Origin of the sequence: Bradyrhizobium macuxiense, from assembly GCF_007993935.1 — a bacterium.
In the GTDB taxonomy this organism is placed as follows: domain Bacteria; phylum Pseudomonadota; class Alphaproteobacteria; order Rhizobiales; family Xanthobacteraceae; genus Bradyrhizobium; species Bradyrhizobium macuxiense_A.
Genome location: NZ_VITY01000002.1, coordinates 259,502 through 284,959 on the forward strand (window position 1 = coordinate 259,502; position 25,458 = coordinate 284,959).

General features: G+C 65.0%; 18 protein-coding genes. 6 read left to right on the top strand and 12 right to left on the bottom strand.

Features of this window, described 5'->3' with window-relative positions; translation table 11 throughout:
* Positions 1–30: 30 nt before the first annotated feature.
* Positions 31–999, top strand: coding sequence for an amidohydrolase family protein (locus tag FBZ93_RS05420; protein WP_146984926.1), 969 nt, complete (start codon positions 31–33; stop codon positions 997–999).
* Here FBZ93_RS05420 and FBZ93_RS05425 read toward each other — a convergent pair.
* The 3 genes from FBZ93_RS05425 to FBZ93_RS05435 form a co-directional block, all read right to left on the bottom strand.
* Positions 992–4,126: an efflux RND transporter permease subunit gene (locus FBZ93_RS05425; protein WP_146984927.1), complete on the bottom strand. Its 3,135-nt coding sequence runs from the start codon at positions 4,124–4,126 to the stop codon at positions 992–994. The two genes, FBZ93_RS05420 and FBZ93_RS05425, sit on opposite strands and share 8 nt — an antisense overlap.
* A gap of 88 nt (positions 4,127–4,214) precedes the next feature.
* Positions 4,215–5,462 carry an efflux RND transporter periplasmic adaptor subunit gene (locus FBZ93_RS05430; protein WP_146984928.1) on the bottom strand — a complete coding sequence of 416 codons (1,248 nt, stop codon included), beginning with the start codon at positions 5,460–5,462 and terminating at the stop codon, positions 4,215–4,217.
* A gap of 151 nt (positions 5,463–5,613) precedes the next feature.
* Positions 5,614–7,005: a CoA transferase gene (locus FBZ93_RS05435; RefSeq protein ID WP_146984929.1), complete on the bottom strand. Its 1,392-nt coding sequence runs from the start codon at positions 7,003–7,005 to the stop codon at positions 5,614–5,616.
* Between the two features lie 203 nt (positions 7,006–7,208).
* Between FBZ93_RS05435 and FBZ93_RS05440 the strand changes: the two genes are divergently transcribed.
* Complete coding sequence (locus FBZ93_RS05440) at positions 7,209–7,496, top strand: hypothetical protein (RefSeq protein ID WP_050420153.1); 288 nt, start codon at positions 7,209–7,211, stop codon at positions 7,494–7,496.
* 91 nt (positions 7,497–7,587) lie between these two features.
* On the opposite strand, the gene FBZ93_RS05445 is transcribed toward FBZ93_RS05440, so the two are convergent.
* From FBZ93_RS05445 to FBZ93_RS05465, 5 genes are all read right to left on the bottom strand, one after another.
* Entirely contained in the window at positions 7,588–8,124 is a 537-nt protein-coding gene (locus FBZ93_RS05445; RefSeq protein ID WP_146984930.1) for a GlcG/HbpS family heme-binding protein, read from the bottom strand.
* A 236-nt stretch (positions 8,125–8,360) separates the two neighbouring features.
* Positions 8,361–8,894, bottom strand: a complete 534-nt coding sequence (locus FBZ93_RS05450; RefSeq protein ID WP_146984931.1) for an REP-associated tyrosine transposase — start codon at positions 8,892–8,894, stop codon at positions 8,361–8,363.
* A gap of 74 nt (positions 8,895–8,968) precedes the next feature.
* Positions 8,969–12,544, bottom strand: a complete 3,576-nt coding sequence (locus FBZ93_RS05455) for an error-prone DNA polymerase (protein ID WP_146984932.1) — start codon at positions 12,542–12,544, stop codon at positions 8,969–8,971.
* Entirely contained in the window at positions 12,541–14,160 is a 1,620-nt protein-coding gene (locus tag FBZ93_RS05460; protein WP_433995387.1) for a Y-family DNA polymerase, read from the bottom strand. The genes FBZ93_RS05455 and FBZ93_RS05460 overlap by 4 nt, the downstream gene beginning before the upstream one ends.
* 61 nt (positions 14,161–14,221) lie before the next feature.
* Entirely contained in the window at positions 14,222–15,016 is a 795-nt protein-coding gene (locus FBZ93_RS05465) for an ImuA family protein (RefSeq protein ID WP_146984934.1), read from the bottom strand.
* Positions 15,017–15,272: 256 nt separating this feature from the next.
* On the opposite strand from FBZ93_RS05465, the gene FBZ93_RS05470 reads away from it, so the two are divergent.
* A complete protein-coding gene (locus tag FBZ93_RS05470) occupies positions 15,273–16,706 on the top strand; it encodes a UdgX family uracil-DNA binding protein (RefSeq protein WP_146984935.1) in 1,434 nt (477 codons plus the stop codon).
* 637 nt (positions 16,707–17,343) lie between these two features.
* On the top strand, positions 17,344–18,966 hold the full coding sequence (locus FBZ93_RS05475; RefSeq protein WP_146984936.1) for an inorganic phosphate transporter: 1,623 nt from the start codon (positions 17,344–17,346) through the stop codon (positions 18,964–18,966).
* A gap of 178 nt (positions 18,967–19,144) precedes the next feature.
* On the opposite strand, the gene FBZ93_RS05480 is transcribed toward FBZ93_RS05475, so the two are convergent.
* Entirely contained in the window at positions 19,145–20,053 is a 909-nt protein-coding gene (locus FBZ93_RS05480; protein ID WP_146984937.1) for a LysR family transcriptional regulator, read from the bottom strand.
* 137 nt (positions 20,054–20,190) lie between these two features.
* On the opposite strand from FBZ93_RS05480, the gene FBZ93_RS05485 reads away from it, so the two are divergent.
* Positions 20,191–21,372: a cytochrome P450 gene (locus FBZ93_RS05485; protein WP_146984938.1), complete on the top strand. Its 1,182-nt coding sequence runs from the start codon at positions 20,191–20,193 to the stop codon at positions 21,370–21,372.
* 126 nt (positions 21,373–21,498) lie between these two features.
* Here the strand turns inward: FBZ93_RS05485 and FBZ93_RS05490 are convergent, their stop codons facing one another.
* Positions 21,499–22,671, bottom strand: coding sequence for a M20 aminoacylase family protein (locus FBZ93_RS05490; protein WP_146984939.1), 1,173 nt, complete (start codon positions 22,669–22,671; stop codon positions 21,499–21,501).
* A gap of 281 nt (positions 22,672–22,952) precedes the next feature.
* Between FBZ93_RS05490 and FBZ93_RS05495 the strand changes: the two genes are divergently transcribed.
* On the top strand, positions 22,953–23,378 hold the full coding sequence (locus tag FBZ93_RS05495) for a hypothetical protein (RefSeq protein WP_146984940.1): 426 nt from the start codon (positions 22,953–22,955) through the stop codon (positions 23,376–23,378).
* A 3-nt stretch (positions 23,379–23,381) separates the two neighbouring features.
* Here the strand turns inward: FBZ93_RS05495 and FBZ93_RS05500 are convergent, their stop codons facing one another.
* Entirely contained in the window at positions 23,382–24,008 is a 627-nt protein-coding gene (locus FBZ93_RS05500) for a pyridoxamine 5'-phosphate oxidase family protein (protein ID WP_146984941.1), read from the bottom strand.
* Positions 24,009–24,087: 79 nt separating this feature from the next.
* Entirely contained in the window at positions 24,088–25,425 is a 1,338-nt protein-coding gene (locus tag FBZ93_RS05505) for an amidohydrolase (RefSeq protein ID WP_146984942.1), read from the bottom strand.
* Positions 25,426–25,458: the final 33 nt, after the last annotated feature.

The window sequence follows — 25,458 nt, forward strand, 5'->3', positions numbered from 1 at the left end:
ATAACAGCCGAGCACGCAGGGAGACGTCCAATGCTGACGCGACGCAGTATGATGCTGGCTTCCATCGCAGCGGGAGTGACCATGACCAGCAGCAACGCATTTTCCAAGGCCGCACAACCATCGACCCCGGTGAATTTCGACGTGCCTGCCGGTGCATGCGACTGCCACACCCACATCCATGGCGACCCCGAGAAATTCCCGTTCTTCGCGGGCCGCGTCTATACGCCAGAACCGGCCTCGCCGGAGGAGATGACCGCGCTGCACAAGGCGCTGCATGTCGAACGCGTGGTGATCGTGACGCCGAGCGTCTACGGCCCTGATAATTCGTCGACGCTGTTCGGCATGACGGCGCGCGGTCCGACGGCGCGCGGCGTCGCCGTGATCGACGACAAGACCAGCGAGAGCGATCTCGACGCCATGCAGAAGGCCGGCTTCCGCGGCATCCGCCTCAACCTTGCGACCGGCGGCGTCAACGATCCCAATGTCGGCCGGCAACGCTTCTCGGGCGCGATCGAGCGGATGAAGGCGCGCGGCTGGCATGTCCAGCTGTTCACCAGCCTCGCGATGATTTCCGCGATCAAGGATCTGGTCGCAGCAGCGCCGGTACCGGTCGTGTTCGACCATTTCGGCGGCGCCGAGGCCGCCCTGGGTACGGGTCAGCCGGGCTTTGACGACCTGCTCGCGCTGGTCAAATCCGGCAAGGCCTACGTCAAGATCTCCGGCGCCTATCGCGCCTCCAAGCTTGCGCCCGACTATGCCGACGCCACGCCGCTGGCGCAGGCGCTGATCGCGGCCAATGCCGAGCGCATCGTCTGGGGCACCGACTGGCCGCACCCGGATTCAGTGACGCCGGCGGGCAAGAAGGTCACCGACGTGACGCCGCTGTACCAGATCGACGACGGCCGCCTCCTCAACCAGCTTCCGGTCTGGGCGCCGGACGCCGCGGTACGCAAGACCATTTTGGTCGACAACCCCGCGCGGCTCTACGGCTTCACCTGAGGTTATCTTTCGGCCGGCGCGAGAAGTAGGAGATCAGCACCGGCAACGTGATCAGGATCACCAGCGGCGCCAGCATCATGCCAGTGACGACGACGATGGCGAGCGGCTTCTGCACCTGCGAGCCGATGCCCTCCGACACCGCCGCCGGCAGCAGGCCGACGCCCGCCACGACGCAGGTCATCAGCACCGGGCGAAGCTGCAATTCGCCGGTGCGGATTACCGCGCGCATCCGGTCATAGCCTTCGTCGATCAGCTGGTTGAACTGCGACAGGATGATGATGCCGTCCATCACGGCGATGCCGAACAGCGCGATGAAGCCGATCGCCGCCGACACGCTGAACGGGATGCCGGAGATCAAGAGCCCGAGCACGCCGCCGAAGATCGCCATCGGGATCACGCTCATCGCGAGCATGGTGTCGACCATCGAGCCGAAATTGAAGAACAGCAGCACCGCGATCAGCACGAGGCTGATCGGTACCACGATCGACAGCCGCTTGATCGCATCCTGCAGATTGCCGAACTCGCCGACCCATTCGAGATGCGAGCCGGGCGGCAACTGGACCTGCTCGTTGACCTTTTGCTGCGCCTCCAGGATCGCGCTGCCGAGGTCGCGGTCGCGCACCGAGAACTTGATCGGCAGATAGCGCTCCTGCTGCTCGCGATAGATGTAGGCCGCGCCGGAGATCAGCTTGATCGAGGCGACTTCCGAGAGCGGGATCTGCGTGATGCCGCCATTGGCGTTCGACGCCCCGATCCTCAGGTTCTGGATCGCCTCCGCGCTCTTGCGGTATTCGGGCGCGAGGCGAACGATGATCGGGAAGTGCCGGTCGCTGCCGGGTTCATAGAGGTCGCCCGCGGTGTCGCCGCCGACCGCGACCTTGATCGTGGCATTGATGTCGCCCGGGGACAGGCCGTAGCGCGCCGCGCGCGCACGGTCGACGTCGATCTGGACGGTCGGCTGGCCGAGCGAGGTGAACACCGCGAGGTCGGTGACGCCCTGCACGGTCGACAGCACGGATTTGATCTTGTTGGCGGTGTCGGTCAGCGCCTGCAGATCATTGCCATAGAGCTTGATCGAGTTTTCGCCCTTCACGCCCGACACCGCCTCCGAGACGTTGTCCTGCAGGTATTGCGAGAAGTTGAATTCGACGCCCGGGAATTTCTCCTGCAACTGCGTCAGCAATTGCGCGGTGAGCACGTCCTTGTCGTGGGTGTCAGGCCATTCGCCGGCCGGCTTCAGCGGTGCGAAGAATTCGGCATTGAAGAATCCCGCGGCGTCGGTGCCGTCGTCGGGACGGCCGTGCTGCGACACCACCGACACCACCTCGGGACGGCTGCGGATCAGCTTCCGCATCTCGTTGACATAGGCGTTGCCCTCCTGCAGCGAGATCGTCGGCGGCAGCGTGGCGCGGATCCACAAATTGCCCTCTTCCAGCTTGGGCAGGAATTCGAGGCCGAGGAACCGGACGAAGATGATGGTCATGACCACGAGGCCGGCGGCGCCGGCCATCACGACCTTGCGGTTGGCGATCGCCCAGTTCAGCGCCGGCAGATAGATCGCGTCGAGCTTCTTGACGATCCAGGTCTCGGTCTCGTGGATATGCGCCGGCAGGATGATCGCGCTCAGCGCCGGCGTGATGGTGAACGTCGCCAGCAATCCGCCCGCCAATGCATAGGCATAGGTTCGCGCCATCGGGCCGAAAATGTTGCCCTCGACGCCTCCCAGCGTGAACAGCGGCAGGAACGCGGCGACGATGATGGTGGCGGCGAAGAAGATCGAGCGCGACACGTCGGCGGCCGCCGACAGAATCGCATGGCTCTTCATCCCCATCACCGTGTCCTCGGAGATGTGCGCACGCTCGGCTTCCGATAGTGCGGTGGTCTGCGACAGCCGGCGGAAGATCGCCTCCACCATGATCACGGTGGCATCGACGATCAGGCCGAAATCGATCGCGCCGACCGACAGCAGATTGGCGGATTCGCCGCGCAGCACCAGGATGATCACGGCGAAGAACAGCGCGAACGGGATCGTCGCGCCGACGATCAGCGCGCTGCGGAGATCGCCGAGGAATATCCACTGCAACAGCACGATCAAGAGGATGCCGACCACCATGTTGTGCAGCACGGTGTGGGTGGTGAGCTCGATCAGATCCTTGCGGTCGTAGATGCGTTCGATCTTGACGCCCGGCGGCAGGATCGACGAACCGTTGATCTGGTTGACCAGTTGCTCGACGCGGGCAATCGTGGGCGAGCTCTGCTCGCCGCGGCGCATCAGCACGATGCCCTGCACGATGTCGTCGTCGCTGTCGATGCCGGCGATGCCGAGCCGCGGCTTCTCGCCGATCGTGACGGCGCCGACGTCCCTGACCAGCACCGGATTGCCGCCGGACTGCGAGATCATGGTGTTGGCGAGATCGTCGATCGAGCGGATCAGGCCGACGCCACGCACCACGGCCGATTGCGAGCCGATGTTCACGGTGTTGCCGCCGACATTGATGTTGGCGTTGGAGACCGCCTGCAGCACCTGCGGCAGGGTCAGGCCGTTGGCGACCAGCTTGTTGAAGTCGACCTGGATCTCATAGGTCTTGGTCTTGCCGCCCCAGCCGGTGACGTCGATCACGCCGGGCACCGCGCGGAAGCGGCGTTGCAGCACCCAGTCCTGCAGCGTCTTGAGGTCGAGCACGCTGTAGTTCGGCGGCCCCTTGAGGCGATAGCGGAAGATTTCACCGATCGGGCTTGTCGGCGAGATGCCGGGCTGCACGTTGCCCGGCAGCGGGGCGAGCTGCGACAGGCGGTTGAGCACCTGCTGCAGCGCCTCGTCATAGGTGTAGTCGAAGGAGAACTGCAGCTTGACGTCGGACAGGCCGTACAGCGAGATGGTGCGGATGGTCTTGAGGTTCTTGATGCCGGCGACCTGGGTCTCGATCGGGATCGTGATGTAGCGCTCGATCTCCTCGGCCGACAGGCCCGGGCTCTGCGTCACGATGTCGACCATCGGCGGGGTCGGATCGGGATAGGCCTCGATGTTGAGCTGCTTGAACGCAAGCAGGCCGCCGACGAAGACGGCGACGAACATGGCCACCATCAAGTAGCGGCGATTGACGGCAAGGGCGACGAGGCGATCCATTCAGATCGGCACTTTCAACGGTGAGAATTTGTCGTGTTGAGCATGGTCGATCCGGAAAGCCGGGTCCCCTTTTTCCGGATCATGCGTCTCAAGTGCCAGATGCGGCGCGGTCGATGAAGAGGCTTCCCTTCGTCACGATCTGCTCGCCCGGCTTGAGATTGCCGGCCACCTCGACGAGGTCGCCATTGATGAGGCCGGGCTTGATCTGGCGCAGCTCGATGGTCTTGTCATCGGCCCTCGCGACCCAGACGCGAACCTGATCGCCCTCGTAGATCAGCGCCTGCTTCGGCACGCCGACCGCGGGGTGATCGCCCTTCGAATACAGCGTCACATTGGCGAACATCTCGGGCTTCAGCCGCATGTCGGCATTGTCGATGGTGGCGCGGACCAGCAGCCGGCGCGAGGTCGCGTCGATCGCGGCGGCGACATAGTTCACCCGGGCGTTCAGCACCTTGCCGGGCAGCGCCATCACGCTGAAGCTGAGGTCCTGCCCGATCGCGACATTGTCGGCGTCGGATTCGCGGACAAAGGCGATCAGCCAGACCGTCGAGAGATCGCCGATCACGTAGACCGGGTCGCTGGCGCCGGTCGAGACATATTGGCCGGGGCCGGCCTTGCGCTGGACCACGGTGCCGCCGATCGGCGCGAACACCGTCGTCTCCGGATTGAGGCGGCCCTTCTGCTGCAAGGTCGTGATGGCTTCGTCGCCGAAGCCGAGGATGTGCAGCTTGTTCTGCGCGGCTTCCAGCAGCGTCTGCGCCGAGCGCGCATCGTTCTGCGCCTGCACCAGCGCGGCCTGCGCAGTCTGGTAATCCTTCAGCGGGATCGCCTTGCCCTCGGACAGGTCCTTGGCGCGCTTTTCCTGGATCTGCGCCAGGTCGAGCGCCGACTGGGCCTTGTTGAGACCGGTCATCGCGGCGACATAGTCGTTCTGCGCCTGCACGGTGTCGGCCGCCTCGATCACGAACAGCGGCTGCCCCTTCACCACGGCATCGCCCGGCCGCACCAGGAGACGGGTCACCCGCCCGGTATAGGGCGAGTAGACCGGGGTGGAACGGTCCTCATCGATCCCGATCTTGCCCTCGGTCACCAGCTCGGAGCGGAAGGTGTGCTCGGCCACGGTCTGGAAGGTCAGGCTGGCCCACTCGGCGGCCGACGGCGCATATTGCGTGCCCCCCTTGCGGGACTGGCTGGAGACTTCTGACGGCGCTTGCTTTTCCGAGCCGAAACGGGTGTAGCCATAGGCGCCGGCGCAGGCAACCACCAGCACCGCCGCGGCCACGAGCAGGCGCGGGCGGCTAAAGCTCTGCATTCTCTTGGTAAACTCTTTCAGCATGCGGTCCGCAGGGTCGATCGTTGCAGCTTCCGGCGGGACGGCCCCAGCGGTGCGCTAATAGTGCCGAATTGGCGTTGCAAACAACCTAAAAATCGCACTTCGGCGGTGCGGGTCGTTAAAGTTCGGATACCCTGAATGGTGGCTGAATGTCTCATCCGGGAAACTCCGGGGGATTGCTGCCGAGCGGCATGGCCGGACGGGACCATTGGGCCGGGGTCCTCGATAGCACGGCGGCGTGCCGGACCGAGCTCAGCGTGCCAAAACCGGACGGCAACCGCTCGATGAAGGGCAGCACCGCTTCCGCCTTGAGGTCCTCGGTCGCGAGGCCCGCCTCGAGGCGGCCGAGATTCCACAGCCAGCGCCCGGTTTGCGCCAGCGACAGGCGGACGTGCCAGCTGCCGCCTTCCCGCGCCTGGCGGGCCTTGGCCATCATGGCACCGAACGCCATGAAATATCCGGTGGCGTGGTCGAGCATCTGGGCCGGCAATTCCTTCGGTCCATCAACGCCGGCCGCCTGCCCCTCGGCGTGATTGAAGCCGGTCGTGGTCTGCACCAGCGAATCGAAACCGCGGCGCTCCGCCCACGGACCGGCATGGCCATAGGCCGACAGCGTCACATAGACGATCCCGGGATTGATGCGGGCCACTTCCTCCGGCGAGAAGCCGAGCCGCGCAATCGCCTGCGGACGATAGCCCTGGGAGAGAATATCGGCCTGCGCCACGAGATCGCGCATCACGCCCCGCCCCTCCTTGCTGCGCAGCTCGAGGAACGTCGTCAGCTTGCCGCGGCCGGTGTCGATGGTCAGCCAGGGGATATCAGGCAGGTCGGGACCCGAGATCAGCAGCACATCGGCGCCGTGCACGGCGAGCGTACGGCCGGCGACGGGACCTGCGATCACGCGCGACAGATCGAGCACACGGATGCCGGCCAGCGGCCGCTTCCCGGCGGGCCACGGCTTCGGCGCGGCCTCGCCGATCTTCTCGATCGAGATCAGCGGCAGCTTCGCCAGTTCCCGGGCGTGCGGCATCGCCGACCACTCGTCATATGAGCGCATCAAGGCGACGACGCCGCCGGCCGCATAGGCCGCGGTCTCGAATGCCTCGCCGTCCCACTGCAACAGCGCGGCCTGCACCTCGTCACGCTCAGCGTTGCAGCCGAGCACCTTGCAGGCGGCGTCGCGGTGATGCGGGAAGTTGGTATGGAGGCGGACGAAGCGGCCGTCGCGGACGCGGTAGACGCCGGCGATCTTGTCCCAGGCTGGCGGCGGCGGCTTGTCGTCGACCCGCAGGTAGCGCTCGCTGCGGCATTCCACGACGGCATGGCGGATGTCGACCGCGACGTCCTGCGCCTCACCGCTGCGGGCTTTCCAGATCTCGGCCGCCGCAAGGCCGGCCGCGGCGATCGGCGCCTGCGCGGCGGCTGCGACACGAAACGACGACGGCAATTGCGGCTCGCTGCCGGTCAGCCTGACCGCATCGAGCGCGGACGGCGCTCCGCCGGCGCCGGTCCAGACATCGGCAAGGATTTCACGGATGTCCTGCATGCGCATCCTCTTTGCGATTAATCTATGCCCGAGCATGATGACAAAAAGGCAATGCCCGATCCAAACCCTTATTTGGGCATGATCTTTTCGGAAAACCGTTTCACACTTTTCCGGATCATGCCTTGTTTGGGCATGATCTTCTCGGAAATCCGCTTCACAATTTTCCGGATCATGCCTTCTGGCCGACCCGAACAGGAGTTGCAATGGCTGCCATCGATCCCATCACCGCCGGCGGCGTCTTCCTCGCGACCGCGGCGACCGACGCGGTCTACGTCATGTTCACCTCGGCGGTCGTCGCGCGCAAGCGCGTGCCGGCGGCGACCTGGAGCAGCGTCTGGTACGTGCTCTCCTCCTATGCGGTGATCAGCTACACCGAGAACTGGCTCTATGTCGCCTTCGCGGCAGCCGGCTCGTGGGTCGGCGCCTATGCATCGATCACCTTCCTGCACCGCCCGCCGGGCGGACCGCCGGTCGGGGCTGCGGTGGAGTAGTTGGTTCGAGCTCGCTCCGCTGTCGTCCCTGCGAAAGCAGGGAAAGCTTCTGCCGGAATAGGGCTCCGGCAGAAGCTCGCACCGTTTGCTCCTACTTCAGCGCAGCTTGCCCGGCGAGCGAGATCACATTGTCCTGTGAGCCCGAACCGCCGCTGACACCGATGGCGCCGACGATCTTGCCGTCGACGATCAGGAGGTTGCCGCCGCGCGAGGCGATCACGTCGTCGAGGGTCGTGAGATAAGTGAAGTATGCGCCCTTGCCGATCAGGTTCTCGAACGTCAGCGTCGGCCGGCGATAGCGCGTCGTGGTGCGCGCCTTGTGCTGCGAGACGCCGATCGAGGCGTATTGGCAATTGTCCTGCTTCTCGAAATAGACGAGCTCGCCGGCCGGATTGACGATCGCGATGCAGAACGCATTCCAGTTTCGCTTCTGGGTCTCGGCGACCGCCGCAGCCGCGACCTTCTTGGCGGTTTCGAGGTTGATCGGCTCGCCATAGGGCGGCGGCGCGAGCGCATCGGGGACGACGTCGTTGGGATTGTCGGGATTGGAAGGCACCTGGGCAAATGCGCCGGTGGCCGAGACGAACGCGATGCAGGCCGCGCCGATGAGCGCAGTGAGATAACGCATGGAGTGCTCCCGAATGTTTGTCGTTGCAGGCCCCGGATCGATCGCCCGGGCGGCCGGGACGATAGCAACTGGCCGACGGCGCACAAGACGGCAGCGATCGATGTGCAGCGCAGTATCCGCGCGGCGACAATGAAAATCGCGTGAGGACGGCGGATATCGAGGTCGCGCATCTCGAACCGGGTAGAAGGATCGTAGGGCGGATTAGCCGAAGGCGTAATCCGCCATTCCCTCGGGGATCATTGCCGTTCGCCGAAGTCACCGCTCATCGCGACGTCACCACCCCAGTCGTCCGGGAACACTCCTGCGCGGACGTCGCGATGAAACGACGAGTGCGGCCAGTCACACACCCGCGCGACATGACGATGCTTCAGCGGATTGATGTAGCAATACTCGATGTGACGCACGTAATCAGTCTCGTCACGGATCAGGTGCTCCCAGAACCGACGTTGCCAAATTCCGCGTTCGTTGCGGGCGGTGCGAACGTCGCTGAGCTTTTCATGTCTTGGAAGGGCTCTTGCGAAGCGGTTCTTGACCAGTCGCCAGCGCGTCGAGAAATCGGTGTCGCCGGGCGGCAAAGTCCAGACCGCGTGCAGATGATCGGGCAGGATGACGAATGCGTCGATCGTGAAGGCATAATCCCGGCGTGTCGCCGCAACGGCGTTGCGCAATTCCGCAATGTGATCTACGAGCAAGGTTTGTCGCCGGTCCAGCAGGTTGACCGTAAAGAACCAACAACCACCGGGGATGAATGCGCGACGATAATTCGGCATGAGCTTTCACGTCGGTTGAACTGAACGGCGGATTACGCCTTCGGCTAATCCGCCCTACAATTCTGGTGATCCCCTCAATGGAAATCGCGTGACGGCGGCAGGATGCGGACGTTGCGGGGGTGGCGGATCCTTTGCGGCGAGTTGTCGCCGTGATCGCGGCGGTCGTCGTTGAGCGGCTCGATCAAGGCCGGGCCCGCCGGCACCGGGTGCTTGCTGGCGAGGGGCTCATTGGCGAGGCCGATCAGATCGTGGGAGCGGTCGGTCATGCGCTGCGCCACCAGATGCGTCACGCCCTCCGGGCTGCTCTGGATATAGCCCTCGACCAGGATCAGGCGCGCGCCCATCACCTCCTTGCGGTACTGCTCCATCACCTTCGGCCACACCACGATGTTGGCGATGCCGGTCTCGTCCTCCAGCGTCATGAACACGACGCCCTTGGCGCTGCCCGGCCGCTGCCGCACCAGCACCACGCCGGCGCAACGGACGCGGCGGCGGTCGTTGCCTTGATTGATGCTGTTGCAGGCGACGACGCGCTCTTTGGTGAACATCTCGCGCAGGAATTCCATCGGGTGGCCCTTCAGCGACAGGCGGATGGTCTGATAGTCGGCGACCACCTGCTCGGGGCGCGGCATCTCCGGCAGCGGTTCTGCGCCCTCATCCGGCTGCTCGCGCGCGGTCGCGGCCTCGAACAGCGGCAGCGGCACGTCGTCGGGCAGCCGCCGCACCGCCCACAGCGCCTCGCGGCGGTCGAGCCCGAGCGAGCGGAACGCATCGGCATCGGCGAGCAGGATCAGCGCGCGCTTGGGCAGAGCGGTATCGCGGGCGAAATCCTCCAGCGAGGCGAACGGCCGGCGGTTGCGCGCGGCGACGATGCGGTCGGCCCAGTCGAGCTCATCTCCGTCCAAGGCCGCGCGGGAGGTGGGCGGGTTCCCTCCCCCCTTGCGGGGTCCGAGGCGAGCAAAGCTCGCTCTCGAGGTTAGGGAGAGGGGTAAGCCGCACGGGCGGTGGTCGTGGCTTACCCCTCTCTCCAACTCTCCCCCGCAAGGGGGGAGAGAGCCCATCCGTTCGTGCCTTCCTGACTCATAAACATCTACGCTTCGCGTGCCCCGGAATGACGACTGGAGGGACTTCAACCTCTCCTCGTCCTCATCCAGCCAATGAAACCCGTCGATCTGGCGGAAGCCGAGCCGCACCGCGCAGTGATCGCCGACCTGCTCCTCCAGCGTGTTCTGCGCAAAGCTGAAGGAGACATCGACCTCGCGCACCGTGACGCCGTTCTTGCGGGCGTCGCCGACGATCTGCGCCGGGGCATAAAAGCCCATCGGCTGCGAGTTGAGCAAGCCGCAGCAGAACGCATCGGGATGATAGTGCTTCAGCCATGAGGAGATGTAGACAAGCTGCGCGAAGCTCGCGGCGTGGCTTTCCGGGAAGCCGTAACTGCCAAACCCCTTGATCTGGTCGAAGCAGCTGCGGGCGAAGTCCGGATCGTAACCGCGCGCCACCATGTTGCCGACCAGCTTCTCTTCATAGCTGCCGATGGTACCGACGTTGCGGAAGGTCGCCATCGAGCGGCGCAGGCCGTTGGCCTCTTCGGAGGTGAACTTTGCCGCCTCGATCGCGATCCGCATCGCCTGCTCCTGGAATAGCGGCACGCCGAGCGTCTTGTGCAGGACATTGTGGAGTTCATCCGGCGGGCCGTGCTCGGGCGCCGGCGATGGATAGCTTTCCTTCTCGACACCATTCCGCCGCCGCAAATACGGATGCACCATGTCGCCCTGGATCGGCCCGGGGCGTACGATCGCAACCTCGATGACGAGATCGTAGAAAGTGCGCGGCTTCAAACGCGGCAGCATATTCATTTGCGCCCGGCTCTCGACCTGGAACACGCCGAGCGACTCGCCGCGACACAGCATGTCGTAGACTTTTTTGTCGTCCTGCGGGACCGAGGCGAGCTCCCAGCGCTCGCCCTTGTGGTCATCGATCAGGTCGAAACATTTGCGGATGCAGGTCAGCATGCCGAGCGCAAGCACGTCGACCTTCATCATATGCAGCGCGTCGACGTCGTCCTTGTCCCATTCGATGAAGGTGCGGTCGTCCATCGCAGCGTTGCCGATCGGCACATAGGTGTCGAGCCGGTCCTGGGTCAGCACATAGCCGCCGACATGTTGCGAGAGATGGCGTGGAAATTCGATCAGTTCGGTGGCGAGCTCGACCGCGAGGTTGATCATCGCATTCTTTGGATCGAGCCCGGCCTGCCGCACCTGCATGTCGTTGAGGCCCTTGCCCCAGCTGCCCCACACGGTGTCGGCGAGCGCCGCGGTGACGTCCTCGGTCAGCCCGAGCGCCTTGCCGACGTCGCGGATCGCGCTGCGCGGGCGATAATGGATGATGGTGGCGATGATGGCAGCGCGGTGGCGGCCGTAGCGGCGATAGACATATTGCATCACCTCCTCGCGCCGCGAATGCTCGAAATCGACGTCGATGTCCGGCGGCTCCAGCCGCTCCTTGGAAATGAAGCGCTCGAACAACAGATCGACCTTGGTCGGATCGACCGAGGTGACGCCGAGCACGTAGCACACTGCCGAATTCGCCGCCGAGCCGCGCCCCTGGCACAGGATGTTCTGGCTGCGCGCATAGCGCACGATGTCGTGCACGGTGAGGAAGTAATGCGCGTATTTCAGCTCGGCGATCAGCGCGAGCTCCTTGTTCAAGGTGGCGCGAAGTTTTTCGTCGATCTCGCCGCCGAAATATTTGTCGACGCCGGCCCAGGTCAGGTCCTCGAGATGCTGCTGCGCGGTCTTGCCCGGCGGCACCGGCTCATCGGGATACTGGTATTTGAGCTGGTCGAGCGAGAACGAGATGCGTTTGGCGAAGCGCATGGTCTCCGTGATCGCGTCCGGCAGATCGCGAAACAGCCTGATCATTTCATGCGCCGGCTTGAGATGCCGCTCGGCATTGGCCTCGAGCCTGCGGCCGACAGCCTCGATCGTGGTCTTTTCGCGGATGCAGGTCAGCACATCCTGCAGCGGGCGGCGCGCAGGATGGTGATAGAGCACCTCGTTGGTGGCGAGCAGCGGCACACCGGCATCGGTGGCGAGGCCATGCAGCCGTGCGAGACGGCGCCTGTCGTCGCCGCGATAGAGCAGGCTTGCGGCAAGCCAGACACCGTCGGCGGCGCTGGCCTTCAGTTGCGCGAGCACGCCGAGCGCGTCATCAGTCTCGAAACGATGCGGCAGCGTCAGCACCAAAAGCTGACCTTCGGCGAAATCGACGAGATCAGGCAAAGTGAGACGGCAATCACCCTTCTCGACGCGCTCGATGCCAGCACCGCGCTTGCCGCGGGTCAGCAATTGGCACAGCCGGCCGTAGGCGGCGCGGTCGCGCGGATAGACCAGGATATCGGGCGTGCCGTCGATGAAGACGATGCGGGCGCCGACCAGGAACTTGGACGGATGGGCGACCTTCTCGCTGTCGAGCTCCTTCCAGGCGCGCACCACGCCGGCCAGCGTGTTGTGATCGGCGATCCCGATCACGGGGATTCCGAGTTCGCTCGCCTGATGCACATAGGCGCGCGGATCGGAGCCGCCGCGCAGGAAGGAGAAATTGCTGGTGATGCCGATCTCGGCATAATCGAGCGCTGGCATCGTCATGCGAACAGCCCGTGCACATACCAGTTGGCCGGAACGGACTTCCCCTCTTCGTCCCGCAGCTCGTTCTCATAGAGCCCGTCGCGAAAGATCCAGAAGCGCTGGCCCTCGGCATCCTCGACGCGGAAATAGTCGCGCGTCAGCGCCGCGCCGTCCTGCTTCCACCATTCCATCGCGATGCGCTCGGGACCCTCGACCCGCACCACCGCATGCAAGGCACGCCGCCAGGTGAATTGATGCGGCGGACCGTCCGGCACACTCGCGAACGGCACCTTGATCGGCTCGGGCCGCTCGAACAGCCTGAGCGGCCGCAGCGGCGGCTCGCCGGTGACGCGCTCCGGCCAGGCGGCGGCGCTGGCGGCGGCCAGATGATGCTGCGCCGGCAGCGCGAGCGCCGCGCGCTCGGGGATATGGCTCTCCAGCGGCAGATGCACGACGACGCGTTTGCCGCCGATGCGGGCGGCAATGCGGTCGATCAGCGCCGAGATCTCGTCATTGTCGTGCACGGTGGTGTCGAGGTCGCGCTGCTGCTGCACCACGATCTCGGTACGCCCTGCGGCAAGGCGAATGAGATCGAAGCCGAAGCCGGGATCGAGCGGATCGTTGAGCGCATCAAGCCGCTCGCGGAACAGGCGGTCGATCATCTCGGGCCGCGTCACCGGACGCCCGGTCTCGACCATGATCGCGCGCACCGCACCGTCGGTGCGGAAGAAGCTAGCTTCCAATTGCCGCGCGCCCTTGCCCTGCTTGTCCATCGCCGCAACCAGCATTTTGGCGAGGCTCGACAGCGTCAGCGCGATCACGGTGTCGGTCGCGATCGGTTCGGGGAAACGCTTCTCGACGATGTAATCGGGCAGCGGCTTGCGCGGGCTGATCGGGGCATCGCCCTGCCCGAGCGCGTGGCTGAGCAAGGCGGTGAAGGCCGCGCCGAACCGCGCCGAGATCTCATGCGGCGCGCGCGCGGCGACATCGCCGATGGTCTTCAAGCCGGCGCGGCGAAGGCCGGTGGTCACAGCGCTATCTGCGCCGAGCGCCGACACCGGCAGCGGGCCGACCGCCTGCGCCTCTGTGCCATCGACGACGATCTTGCCCGAGACGTGGCGCGTCAGCGTGCGCGCCGCGATCGAGGTGCCGGCAATCGCCGCGCTGACCGCAAAGCCGCGCCGGCTCAGCGCATTGGTCACGATCTGCAGCAGCGCGCGCTCGCCGCCGAACAGGTGCGCGCAGCCGGTGATGTCGAGGAACAATCCATAGGGTGCGTCGAGCGCGACCAGCGGCGTGAAGCGGTCGCACCAGTCGGCGATATCGTTCAGCGTCTTCAGATCGGCGGCGGGATCGGCGTCGTAGACCGTAAGCTCCGGGCAGATCGCCCGCGCATTGGCGAGCGGCAGCCCGATCGACAGCCCGGCCCGCACCGCGGCCTCGTCGACGGCATGGAGCAGGATCGCGTTGTGGTCTTTTGCGACCACGACGCTGGGGAGTTCCGCTTGCTTCGCCTCGTTCGTAAGGGATGCATGGACGGATGGGTTCCCTCCCCCCTTGCGGGGGAGGGTTAGGGAGAGGGGTAAGCCGCTCGGGCGGTGCTCGTGGCCACCCCTCTCTCCAACTCTCCCCCGCAAGGGGGGAGAGAGCCCTGCCGATGTGCTCACCTCACACGAAGGTTCATCCACTTCCCGCGTCTCAGCTTGCGAGGCGGTGTCCTGCGCGAGCTTGCGCTTGATGCGGTCGATGGGCAGGCGTGGCAGCCACAGGCTGAGGATACGCCGACGGTTCACTGAATTGGCACTCATCACATTTCCATTCCATGATCCATCGCCCGACCGGGCCATGACGATTGCGCACGAGTTCGGCCTCGACGCGCGGCGCGCCCCAAGGGCTCGCGGCATTGCCGGGCGGCGAATGCGCTGCGCGCACGATCCAGCGCGTTTCCGCGGTCGAGGGAATTGGCGTTGCCGCGATCCGCAGCACTAGCGCGGTGACGCCGGAGGCTTGCGCGGCCAGGGTCAATTTGCGGCTGGCGACGAGATCGAGCTGGCGCGCCTGGCCCCAGATCTCGAGCACGACGGCGCCGAGCGCATCGCAGGCGAGCGCGTCGGCCGCGGTGCGCAGGCCGCTGTCGACATCGGCGGCGCGCACCGTGACCAGGAGGCGCGGATCGAGGCCGAGCTCGGCGAGCCCGCGCATCGACAGCGCGCCGTTCTCGCGATCGGAGAAATCCTGCCGCACCCAGACCAGCGGCTTGCGCGCTGATATCCGTCCGGCGAGCCCCGCGATGAACCCGGTCGCAGCGCCGCCCTGATGGCTGGCCGCGAACACCTCGTGCAGCACGGCCGGCGCAAGCCCGCCGCGCAACATCGCGTCCGCGCCGGCATGACCGAGCGCGATGCGGTTCGGCATCGCCGCATCCGATGGCGCCTCGATGCGCGCGATGCTGCCGCGCAGAGACGCAAGCGTACCCGTGCGTGCGCCGTTCATGATGCGCCGCTCCTTCTCAATCAAAATTTGAGGCCGTCACTGACCAGAACAGAGAACCAGGGACTGGCCCATTTGTTCATGGTATGTTCTAATATAAAGCTAACAGGGCCCGCGGAGTCAATCGGATTGGTGAGCTCAGTGATTCATGAATGGAATCAATGGGATTCAGACCCAGACGAACCGGATGGGCCGTGATCTTCCGCAAGTCAGGCGCGCTGGCCCGAAAAAGGCGGCGTGACGGAAACGGAGCAATCGCATGCGTATCATCGTGCTCGACAACGACACCGATTTCGAGGGCTGGCGCAGGGCAGCGCGGCGATTGGCGTTGAATGACGTGAAGCCTGCGGAGGTCGCCTGGACCATTCGCCGCGATGACGAATTGTCGTCAGCATCCTGCGTGAATGAACTGCCTGACGCGCCGCAGGCGCAGTTCAACGTCCCCGCCATATTCGTCGAGCTCGCAAAGGCCGCAATCCTGCATCGCAATGACGAGCGCTTCGCCCTGCTCTATCGCCTGCTGTGGCGGCTGCGCAGCCATCACGACCTGCTTAGCGCGACTGATGATCCCGATGTCGCCGAGGTCCACGCCATGGCGCGCGCGGTCTATTGCGACATCGACCGGATGCACACGCATCTCCGCTTTCGCGAAATCGGCCGCGAGCGGACGGCACATTACGTCGCCTGGTTCGAGCCGGAGCATCGCATCGTCGAGCTCGCCGCACCTTTCTTCGCCGGCCGCTTCGCCGACATGCCGTGGTCGATCCTGACCCCCGACGTGTCAGCACATTGGGACGGGCACGCGATCTCGATCACGCCGGGCGTCGCCAAATCCGAGGTGCCGTCCGAGGACCGGCTCGAGGAGGCCTGGCGGCGTCATGACAACGGCCTCTTCAATCCCGCGCGGCTGAAGGTGATGGAGATGCCGCAGGCCTATTGGAGGAACCTGCCCGAAGACTCGATCATTAAGCCGCTGATCGAAGACGCCATGCGCATGACCAGCGACCCCTTCATCGCCCGCAAGGCGGCGGAGCCGCGGAAGCCACAGGATCCGCCGATGGCCCGCAAGCAAACTCAGGATGCGCAGGCGCGCGACGCCATCGCTGCCCTGCGCGACGAGGCCGCCGATTGCCGCGCCTGCCCGCTATGGAAGGACGCAACCCAGACCGTGTTCGGCGAGGGACCGCAGAACGCGACACTGATGCTGGTCGGCGAGCAGCCCGGCGACAAGGAGGATCTCGCCGGCCATCCCTTCGTCGGACCGGCCGGGCAGATGCTCGATCGCGCGCTTGAGGACGCCGGCATCGATCGCGCCAGCGTCTACATCACCAACGCGGTGAAGCACTTCAAATTCGTACCGCGCGGCAAGGTCCGGCTGCACCAGAAGCCGAACACGCCGGAGATCCGCGCCTGCCGGCAGTGGTACGAACGCGAGCTCGCCGCCATCAAGCCGGAACTCGTGGTGGCGCTCGGCGCCACCGCAGCGCAGAGCGTGCTCGGCAAGATCACCCCGATCAACAAGAACCGTGGCCGCCTGATCGATCACGACGGAACCAAGGTGCTTGTCACCGTGCACCCGTCCTATCTGCTGCGGCTGCCCGACGAGAAAGCCAAGGCGCTGGAATATCAGCGCTTTATCGACGACCTGAAAATCGCCGCAGATCAGTTGCGCAATTCAGCCCGCGCGGCCTGAGTTCCACAAAATCTGTGGAACCGGAGCCACACGCTTTCAACGTGAAATTGTTCTGGACGCAGACAAATACCTACAACCTTTAATTGATCCGTGGTACTGTGACGTGTTCCGCAGGTATCGGGCGTCATGTTCACGCCATGACGTACCCTGAGGCGGGCGCGCTGCGCGGTTTGCTAGCCCCGATCGTGCGGCGCGCCACCTCATCTCCCATCCTGCCTCTCATTCCTCCCCGCACCCGCGCCCCTCCCACAGCACCTTCTTCGCCTGCGACGCCCCTCACTCGCGACGCCGCCGGATTTCCGGTCGACAGAAATCTTGTTCAGACCTGCCGTCGTGGTCTCGCGGCCGCTGTGACCTTAGCCGCACACGGTGGGTGTGACCTCACGGCACACAGTGTGATCTCACTGCACAAAGTCTTGCCCTGCGAAATGAACGCAAGGCATCTCCATCGTCATTGCTGACCTTTGTTGCTGGAGATTGCCACGAGGCCGCGAAGGCCCGTTGCCCTTCAATGCGTTGCACAACAATTCGGCGCGATGTCCACCGTCTTGGCCGGCCGCCTCATTTCGCGGGGCGGATTTCAATTGCTTGTCATATGCATCGATCAAAATCGGAGGCATTGGGACAGGAGTTTACCATGAGCGATATGGCGTTACCCGGCTCGATCGAGCCCGCCTTGAAAAAGGGTCCGGACCTCGACAAGGGCTTCCACCCCATGACGGGGATCATTTATTTGGGCGTGGTCGCGGCCGCGCTGCTGTTCGTTGCCTACAGCATCTATTCCGACGTCGACGCCACCGGCACGCGCGTCACCTCGTTCCTGCCCTACATCATGCTGTTCGTTGCGCTGCTGATCGCGCTCGGCTTCGAATTCGTCAACGGCTTCCACGACACCGCCAACGCGGTCGCCACCGTGATCTACACCCGTTCGCTGCCGGCGCATGTCGCCGTGGTGTGGTCGGGCATGTTCAACCTGTTCGGCGTGCTGCTCTCGAGCGGCGCCGTCGCGTTCGGCATCGTGTCGCTGCTTCCGGTCGAACTGATCCTGCAGGTCGGCTCCAGCGCCGGCTTTGCGATGGTGTTCGCGCTCCTGATCGCCGCCATCATCTGGAATCTCGGCACCTGGTGGCTCGGCCTGCCGGCCTCGAGCTCGCACACCCTGATCGGTTCGATCATGGGCGTCGGCATCACCAACGCGCTGCTGCGCGGCCGTGACGGCACCTCGGGCGTGGACTGGTCGCAGGCGACCAACATCGCCAAGGCGCTGCTGCTGTCGCCGCTGTTCGGCTTCGCGCTCGCCGCCGGTCTGCTCTACGTCCTCAAGATCGTCCTCCAGCGCGCGACGCCCGCGCTGTTCGGCGAACCGGTTGGCGACCAGCCGCCGCCGTGGTGGATCCGCGGCATCCTGATCCTGACCTGTACGCTGGTCAGCTTCTTCCACGGCTCGAATGACGGCCAGAAGGGCATGGGCCTGATCATGCTGATCCTGATCGGCACCGTGCCGACTGCCTACGCGCTGAACCGCGCGCTGCCCGCAAGCCAGATCGAGCAGTTCGCCGCGCGCTCGACCGCGGCCAGCAAGGTCATCGAAGGCAAGGCCGCCGGTTACAACGTGCTCGGCAATCCGCGCCCGGCCGTGACCAACTATGTCGCGCAGCACCAGATCAACGAAGGCACCTTCCCGTCGCTCGCGGTGCTGGTGAACGACATCGGCAAGCAGGTTGCCCAGTATGGATCGCTGGCCAAGTTCCCGGCCGATGCGGTCGGCAACACCCGTAACGACATGTACCTGGCGTCCGAGGCGATCCGTTTCCTGATGAAGGACAAGGAAGCCGAACTAACCGCTGCCGACGTCGCCACCCTGAACGAGTACAAGGGCTCGCTCGATGCCGCGACGAAGTTCATCCCGAGCTGGGTGAAGTTCGCCGTCGCGATCGCGCTCGGCCTCGGCACCATGGTCGGCTGGAAGCGCATCGTCGTCACCGTCGGCGAGAAGATCGGCAAGACCCACCTGACCTATGCGCAGGGCGCCTGCGCCGAGATCACCGCGGCCGCGACGATCGCCGCGGCCGACGGCTACGGCCTGCCGGTCTCGACCACGCACGTGCTGTCGTCAGGCATCGCGGGCACCATGGCCGCCAACGGCTCCGGCCTGCAATGGGCGACGATCCGCAACATCGCGATGGCCTGGGTGCTGACCCTGCCGGCCGCGATGATCCTCTCGGGCATTCTGTACTACGTGTTCTACCACGTGTTCTGATGCCGCCACGGCTTCGGCGCGACACCGCGCCGGACACAAGGGCCCGCACCTCAGGTGCGGGCCTTTTGCTTTCGGCCGTCATTGCGAGGAACGAAGCGACGAAGCAATCCACGCCTCCGCAAGCGGTGAGATGGATTGCTTCGCTTCGCTCGCAATGACGGACAGGATGGAAGCGCACTCAGTCGGCATAGACCCTGGCGACCTCGGCCAACAGGCCGCGCGCCCATTTGTGCAGGCCCGACTTGGCCGTCCTTGCGCTCCAGTACATGTCGATCGAGATCGGCACGCGGAACGGCAGCGCAGCGACATGCAGGCCGCCGCGCATCGCCCGCGCCAGATGATGCGGGATGGTCGCGACCAGGCTTGTGCCGGCGACGATGCGTTCCAGGCTGTCGTGGTTCGGCAGGCTGACCGCCGGCTCGATCTCGATCTGCTTTGCCTTCAGCGCCTCCAGATAGAGCGGCTGCCACTCGCCGCTATGGGTGATGAAGACATGCTCGGCCTTGGCGTAGGCCGACAGCGCGATCCGGCCGCGCGCCAGCGGGTTGGCCGGGTCCATCACGCAGACATAGTGATCGGTGAGGATGTGGCGCCTGAAGACGCTTTCGCCGACGACCCCGACCGGACCCAGCACGATGTCGCACTGGTTCTGCTTGAGATGGACGTCGCCATGGCCCGCGGCATCGAGCAGGACGAGACGGACCTGTGGCGCGCCGGCCCGCAGCCGCGCGGTGAACTGCGGCATCAGGGTCTGACGTTCGTGATAGTTGCAGGAGATCGTCACGGTCCCCTGCGCCGTCACGGGGTCGAACTCGACCGGCGAGGCGAGCCCGTCGATCTCGCCGATCATGTCCCGCGCCCAGCCGGCCAGCGCGGCGCAGCGCTCGGTCGCCGTCACGCCATTGCCGTTGCGGACGAACAGCGGATCACGCAGTGCGCCGCGCAGCCGCTCGATCGCATAGCTGATGGTGGACTGGTTGACGTCGAGGCGCTTGGCGGCCGCGGAGAACGACTGCAGGTCGTAGACCAGCACCAGCGTCCGCAAGGTCCCGATGTCGATCGGATCGATGGTGGAATTGGCCGCCACGCAGCGCCTCCCGCATTTGTCGGCGCCCAGCCTAGCATAAGGTCATGGAATATTTCGATGACCTATATCGATCCCATCGAATTGAGTGATCACGCCCATTGGCGCTAGCTTTCGCAAAAAGCGCTCCGGGAGGACCAATGACCAGCGCCGTGCCTGTCGTCACCGACATCGCGTATCAGGATCTGCTCGACGACCCCTATCCGATCTTCCGCCGCCTGCGCGAGCTGGCCCCGGCGGTCTATGTCGAGCCCGCGAAGCTGACGCTGGTGACGCGCTTCGACGACATCGTACGGATCGAGCGCGATCCCGCGACCTATTCGGCCGACAATCCGGCCTCGCTGGTCAACAAGGTGATGGGGCCGACCTTCATGCGCAAGGACGGCGCCGAGCACGCGATCGGCCGCAAGGCGATCGAGCCGTCGTTCCGCCCGGCCACGATCAAAGAGCATTGGGCACCGAAATTCACCGCCATCGCGCAAGCGCTGATCGATGATTTGTCCGCGGCCGATGAGGCCGACCTGTTCGCCGCGCTGGCCGCGCCGATGGCCTCGCTCAGCCTGATGGCGATGATCGGGTTTCGCGAGATGCCGTGGCAGACCCTGGCCGACTGGTCGCAGGCACTGATCGACGGCGCCGGCAATTACGCCGCCGATGCCGGGGTCGAGCGCAAGGCGATGCAGGCGAGCGCCGATGTCGATGCCGCGATCGACGCGGTACTCGACGATCACCGCAGCAAACCGAACCCCTCGATCCTGTCCTCGATGGTCAACGCCGATCCGCCGATGCCGATCGAGGGCATCCGCGCCAACATCAAGGTGATCATCGGCGGCGGACTGAACGAACCGCGCGATGCGATCCTGACCCTCGTGCTCGGCCTCCTGCAAGACCCGACGCAGAAGCACAGCGTGCTGGCCAAGCCGGAGCTATGGCCGACTGCGCTCGAGGAAGCGGTGCGCTGGATCTCGCCGATCGGCATGTATCCGCGCCGCGTCACCCGCGATGTCGATCTTTCCGGCACCACGCTGCCCGAGGACCTTCAGATCGGCCTCTGCATCGGCGCGGCGAACCGCGATGGCAATCGCTTCGCTGAGCCCGACCGTTTTGACGTGATGCGGCCGAAGCAATCGCATCTGGCGTTCGGCGCCGGGCCGCATTTCTGCGCAGGCACCTGGGTATCACGGCTCACCGTCGGCAAGATCGTGGCGCCGATGCTGTTCGATCGCCTGCGCAATCTGCGCCTCCGCGCCGAGGTGCCGCCCGTCGTCCGCGGCTGGGTGTTCCGCGGCCCGGTGACGCTGCCGGTCAGATGGGATGCGTGAGGTAGTCTAGTTCGTCATTGCGAGGAGCGAAGCGACGAAGCAATCCATCGTGCCGCGCACGCGGATAGATGGATTGCTTCGCCTCGCTCGCAATCACGGTTGGACTTACAACGCTGCCAACGAGGATCACGCCGCCAGCGCGTCCTCCACGATCTTCACGAAATACGACGTACCGTAGACGATCGCCTCGTCGTTGAAATTGTAGGCGGGGTGGTGCAGGCCGGCGCTGTCGCCGTTGCCGCAGAAGATGAAGGCGCCGGGCCGCGCTTCCAGCATGTACGAGAAATCCTCGCCGCCCATCAGCGGCGGCATCGTATGCACGTTGCCGTCGCCGGCCACTTCCTTGGCGATGCGGGTCGCGAATTCGGTCTGCGAGGCATGGTTGACGGTGACGGGATAGCCGCGCTTGTAGTCGAGCTCGATCCGCGCGCCGGTCAGCTGGGCGACGCCCTTGACCACTTCGCCGATGCGCTTCTCGATCAATTGCCGGACCTCCGGGGTCAGCGTGCGCACAGTGCCGCGCAATACCGCGGTCTGCGGAATCACGTTGCGGGCATTGCCGGCGTGGAATTCGCAGATCGAGATCACGGCGGAATCCAGCGGATCGACGCTGCGCGACACGATCGACTGCAGCGCGGTGATCAGCTGCGCACCGACCATCACCGAATCGATGCATTTGTGCGGCCGCGCGGCGTGGCCGCCGAGCCCCTCGATGTTGATGTTGACCTCGTCGGTGGACGCCATGATCGGGCCGGAGCGGATCGCGAACGAGCCGATCGGAATCCCCGGACCGTTGTGCATGCCGTAGACCTGCTGGACGCCGAAGCGGTCCATCAAGCCGTCCTTGATCATGGCGGCAGCGCCAGCCCCACCCTCCTCGGCCGGCTGGAAGATCACGACCGCATCGCCGGCGAAATTACGCGTCTCGGCGAGATAGCGCGCCGCGCCGAGCAGCATCGCGGTGTGGCCGTCATGGCCGCAGGCGTGCATCTTGCCCGGCGTCTTCGAGGCATAAGGCAGGTTGGTTTCCTCATGGATCGGCAGCGCATCCATGTCGGCGCGCAGGCCGATCACCTTGACGTCGCCCCTGGCCGCGCCCTTCTTGCCCTTGATGACCCCGACCACGCCGGTCTGGCCGAGCCCGGTCACCACCTCGTCGCAGCCGAATTCCCGCAGCCGGTCCGCCACGAATGATGCAGTGCGATGCACATCATAGAGCAGCTCGGGGTTTTCATGGATGTTGCGGCGCCAGGCCTGGATATCGGGTTGCAGATCGGCGACGCGGTTGACGATGGGCATGAGAATTCTGGCCTCGGAGGTTGAACGTAAGTCACCTCTAGCATGCAAGAGCCGGTCCACCCAAACAGATGTGACATGCCGCCGGCTGGGGCCCGCATTCGCAAACGGGATACGACATGGTCCCCGGACACGGCATCGCGTGACTTTGCGCGAGCCGGCCGAGGCCGGGGCTGATACGATCGCACCCGACCAAAGCCTAATAGTGCCGGAAAACTCTCGCGCGAATACTACCTGAAGTTTCCGCACCAAAATCCTCCCACCTGCAAAGAAGGGGCGGCTGCATGACGCCGGATCAGGCGGTCCTGTTTTCCACCATCATCCTGCTGGTGCCGATGGGCTACTTCCTGCTGGCGGCGCCGGCGTTCCTGCTTGTGAAGCTCGACATCCCGTCGGTCACGCGCCTGCTGCGCGGCATGTTCAACGCCTACTTCCTGGTGCTGGCGACAGCCGGTGTGATCGGAGCGCTCGCCTTAGCCGCCGCTGGCCGGCCGGCTACTGCGCTCGGTATCGCCCTGATCGCGGCATTCGCGGTGCTGGCACGCCGCTGGTTTCTGCGCCGGCTCGATGCCGAGGCGGATGCGCGAGACTCGGGCGATCCGACCGCGGTGCGGCGGCTGCGCGGGCTGCATTGGGGCGGCATGCTGTGCAATGCGGTCCAGGTGTTCGCGCTGGTCGCCAGCATCCCCTACATGGCACCGCTACCTTGATCGCTATGCCTCGCCTTTCCGATGCGGATCGTATTTCGAAAGCACGTCCTTGAGGTAATCCCGGCTCTTCCATTCCGGCGCGGGCGGCTCGTAACCGGGCCGGGGAACGAACGGATTCGCCGGCACATCAGCTGAAGCGCCCATCAGGTCAGGAATGTAGCGCGGGCAATTCGGAAAGATTTCGCATTTGACGCGGACGACGACTTTCGCGCCATGATGCCGGGCAAGCGCGTCCGCGCTGTCGTCGATCGTCGCCTTGCCTCGGATCCGCGTGCGAAACGTCTTGCCGTCGAGGCGGACGAACAGCAAGCCGACATTCGGGTTGCGGTGAATATTGCCGAGCGTGCGGTACATGTTGTTGCCGTCGTACTCGGGGTACTCGAGCGTATCGGGCCCGGTGATCCTCACGAAGCCTGGATCGCCGGATCGCATCGAACAATCGACGTTGTCCTGATAGCTCGTCGCGATGAAAAAGAACCGTGTCTCTTCGATGAGCTTGCGATCCTGCTCCCAGAATTCGAAGTGGAGACGATGCTTCTCGAGACCGTCGGCGACGCGACGACCGTCCAAGCGGTCCTGCAACTCACGCATTCCGTCGTGGTAGAAAGGGGCGCGGATCGGGTCTTCCACGGGACTCCTCCAGCAAGGTAAGCAATTGATCTGCGAGTTCTGGCGCGGTGTCTTGTGCGTGCCCGGCCACCACAGACGGCTATTTCTCCGGAGCCTGCCGGTCGAACGCGCTCAGCACCGCAAGCGTCATGGCCGCAACACCGGTCTTGATCGTCGGCTCCGGCACCGGCGCGAACAACGGCGAGTGGTTGGACGGCAGCGGCGGGCCGCGGCCTTCGCGGGCGGCGGCGACGCGCTCCGGCTCATAGATGCCGATATTGAAGAACATCGAGGGCACCCCGGCGCTGACGAATTCCGAATAATCCTCGCTGGGCGTGCCCGGCGGTGACGGCTCGAACTTGTCGCCAAACGCCGCCTTCAGCACCCTTTCCGCGGTGCCGACCACGTTGGGATCGTTGATCACGGCCTTGGTCCCCTCGGTGATCGAAATCTCCGGCTCCGGCGCATTCGACATGGCCGCGACCGCCTTTGCCGTCCGCTCGATGCCGGCAAGCATCTTGGCGCGCACCTCAGGCTTGAAGGTGCGAATGGTGCCGAACAGCACCACGTCGTCAGGAATGATGTTTGACGCGGTGCCACCGTGAATTGAGCCAATGCTGACGACGCCAAATTCGGTCGGGTCCTTTTCGCGGCTGATCACGCTCTGGACATCGACGACAAAGCGCGCAGCCATCATCACGGGGTCAATCGTCGCCTGCGGCACCGCACCGTGTCCGCCGCGGCCACGGAATTTGATATAGAGGCCATCGGCGGCGGATGAGCCGATGCCGACGCGATAGCGCACCGTTCCATAGGCGAACGGGCCATCATGCAAGGCGAAACCGACATTCGGCTTTGGAAATCGCGTGAACAGGCCATCCGCCAGCATGGCCTTGGCGCCCGAGACGATTTCCTCTGCCGGCTGGGCGATGAACATCAGCGTGCCGTGCCACTGGTCTTTCAGGCCGACCAGCGTCTTGGCCGTCCCCACCCAACTTGCCATGTGGACGTCGTGGCCGCAGCTGTGGGCCACGAAGGTTTCGCGTCCCTGCCAGGTCGTCTTGTCGTGGCTGGCATAGGGAAGCCCGGTCTTTTCCTCCATCGGCAGCGCATCGAGCTCGGTCCGCACCATGATGGTGGGGCCCTCGCCATTCCTGTAGATCGCGACCAGCCCGGTCTTGCCTATATGCTCCGTCACCTCGAAGCCAAGCGCCCGCATTTCGGCAGCCAGCTTGGCCGCGGTCTTCTCCTCCTGAAATGCGATTTCAGGATGGGCGTGAATATCCTTGTAGAGCGCATCGAGTTTCGGATAGTCGGCCTCGACCGACTTCTCGATCGCGCTCTTCAGCCTTGCGACATCAAGCTCGGCATTCGCCCGGTGCGGCAGTGACGCGCAGAGCGCGGCGGACGCGAGCAGCGTGAGAACCATTTTGGTCATGGCAATCGCTCCAGCTGAAATCCGGACACGGCG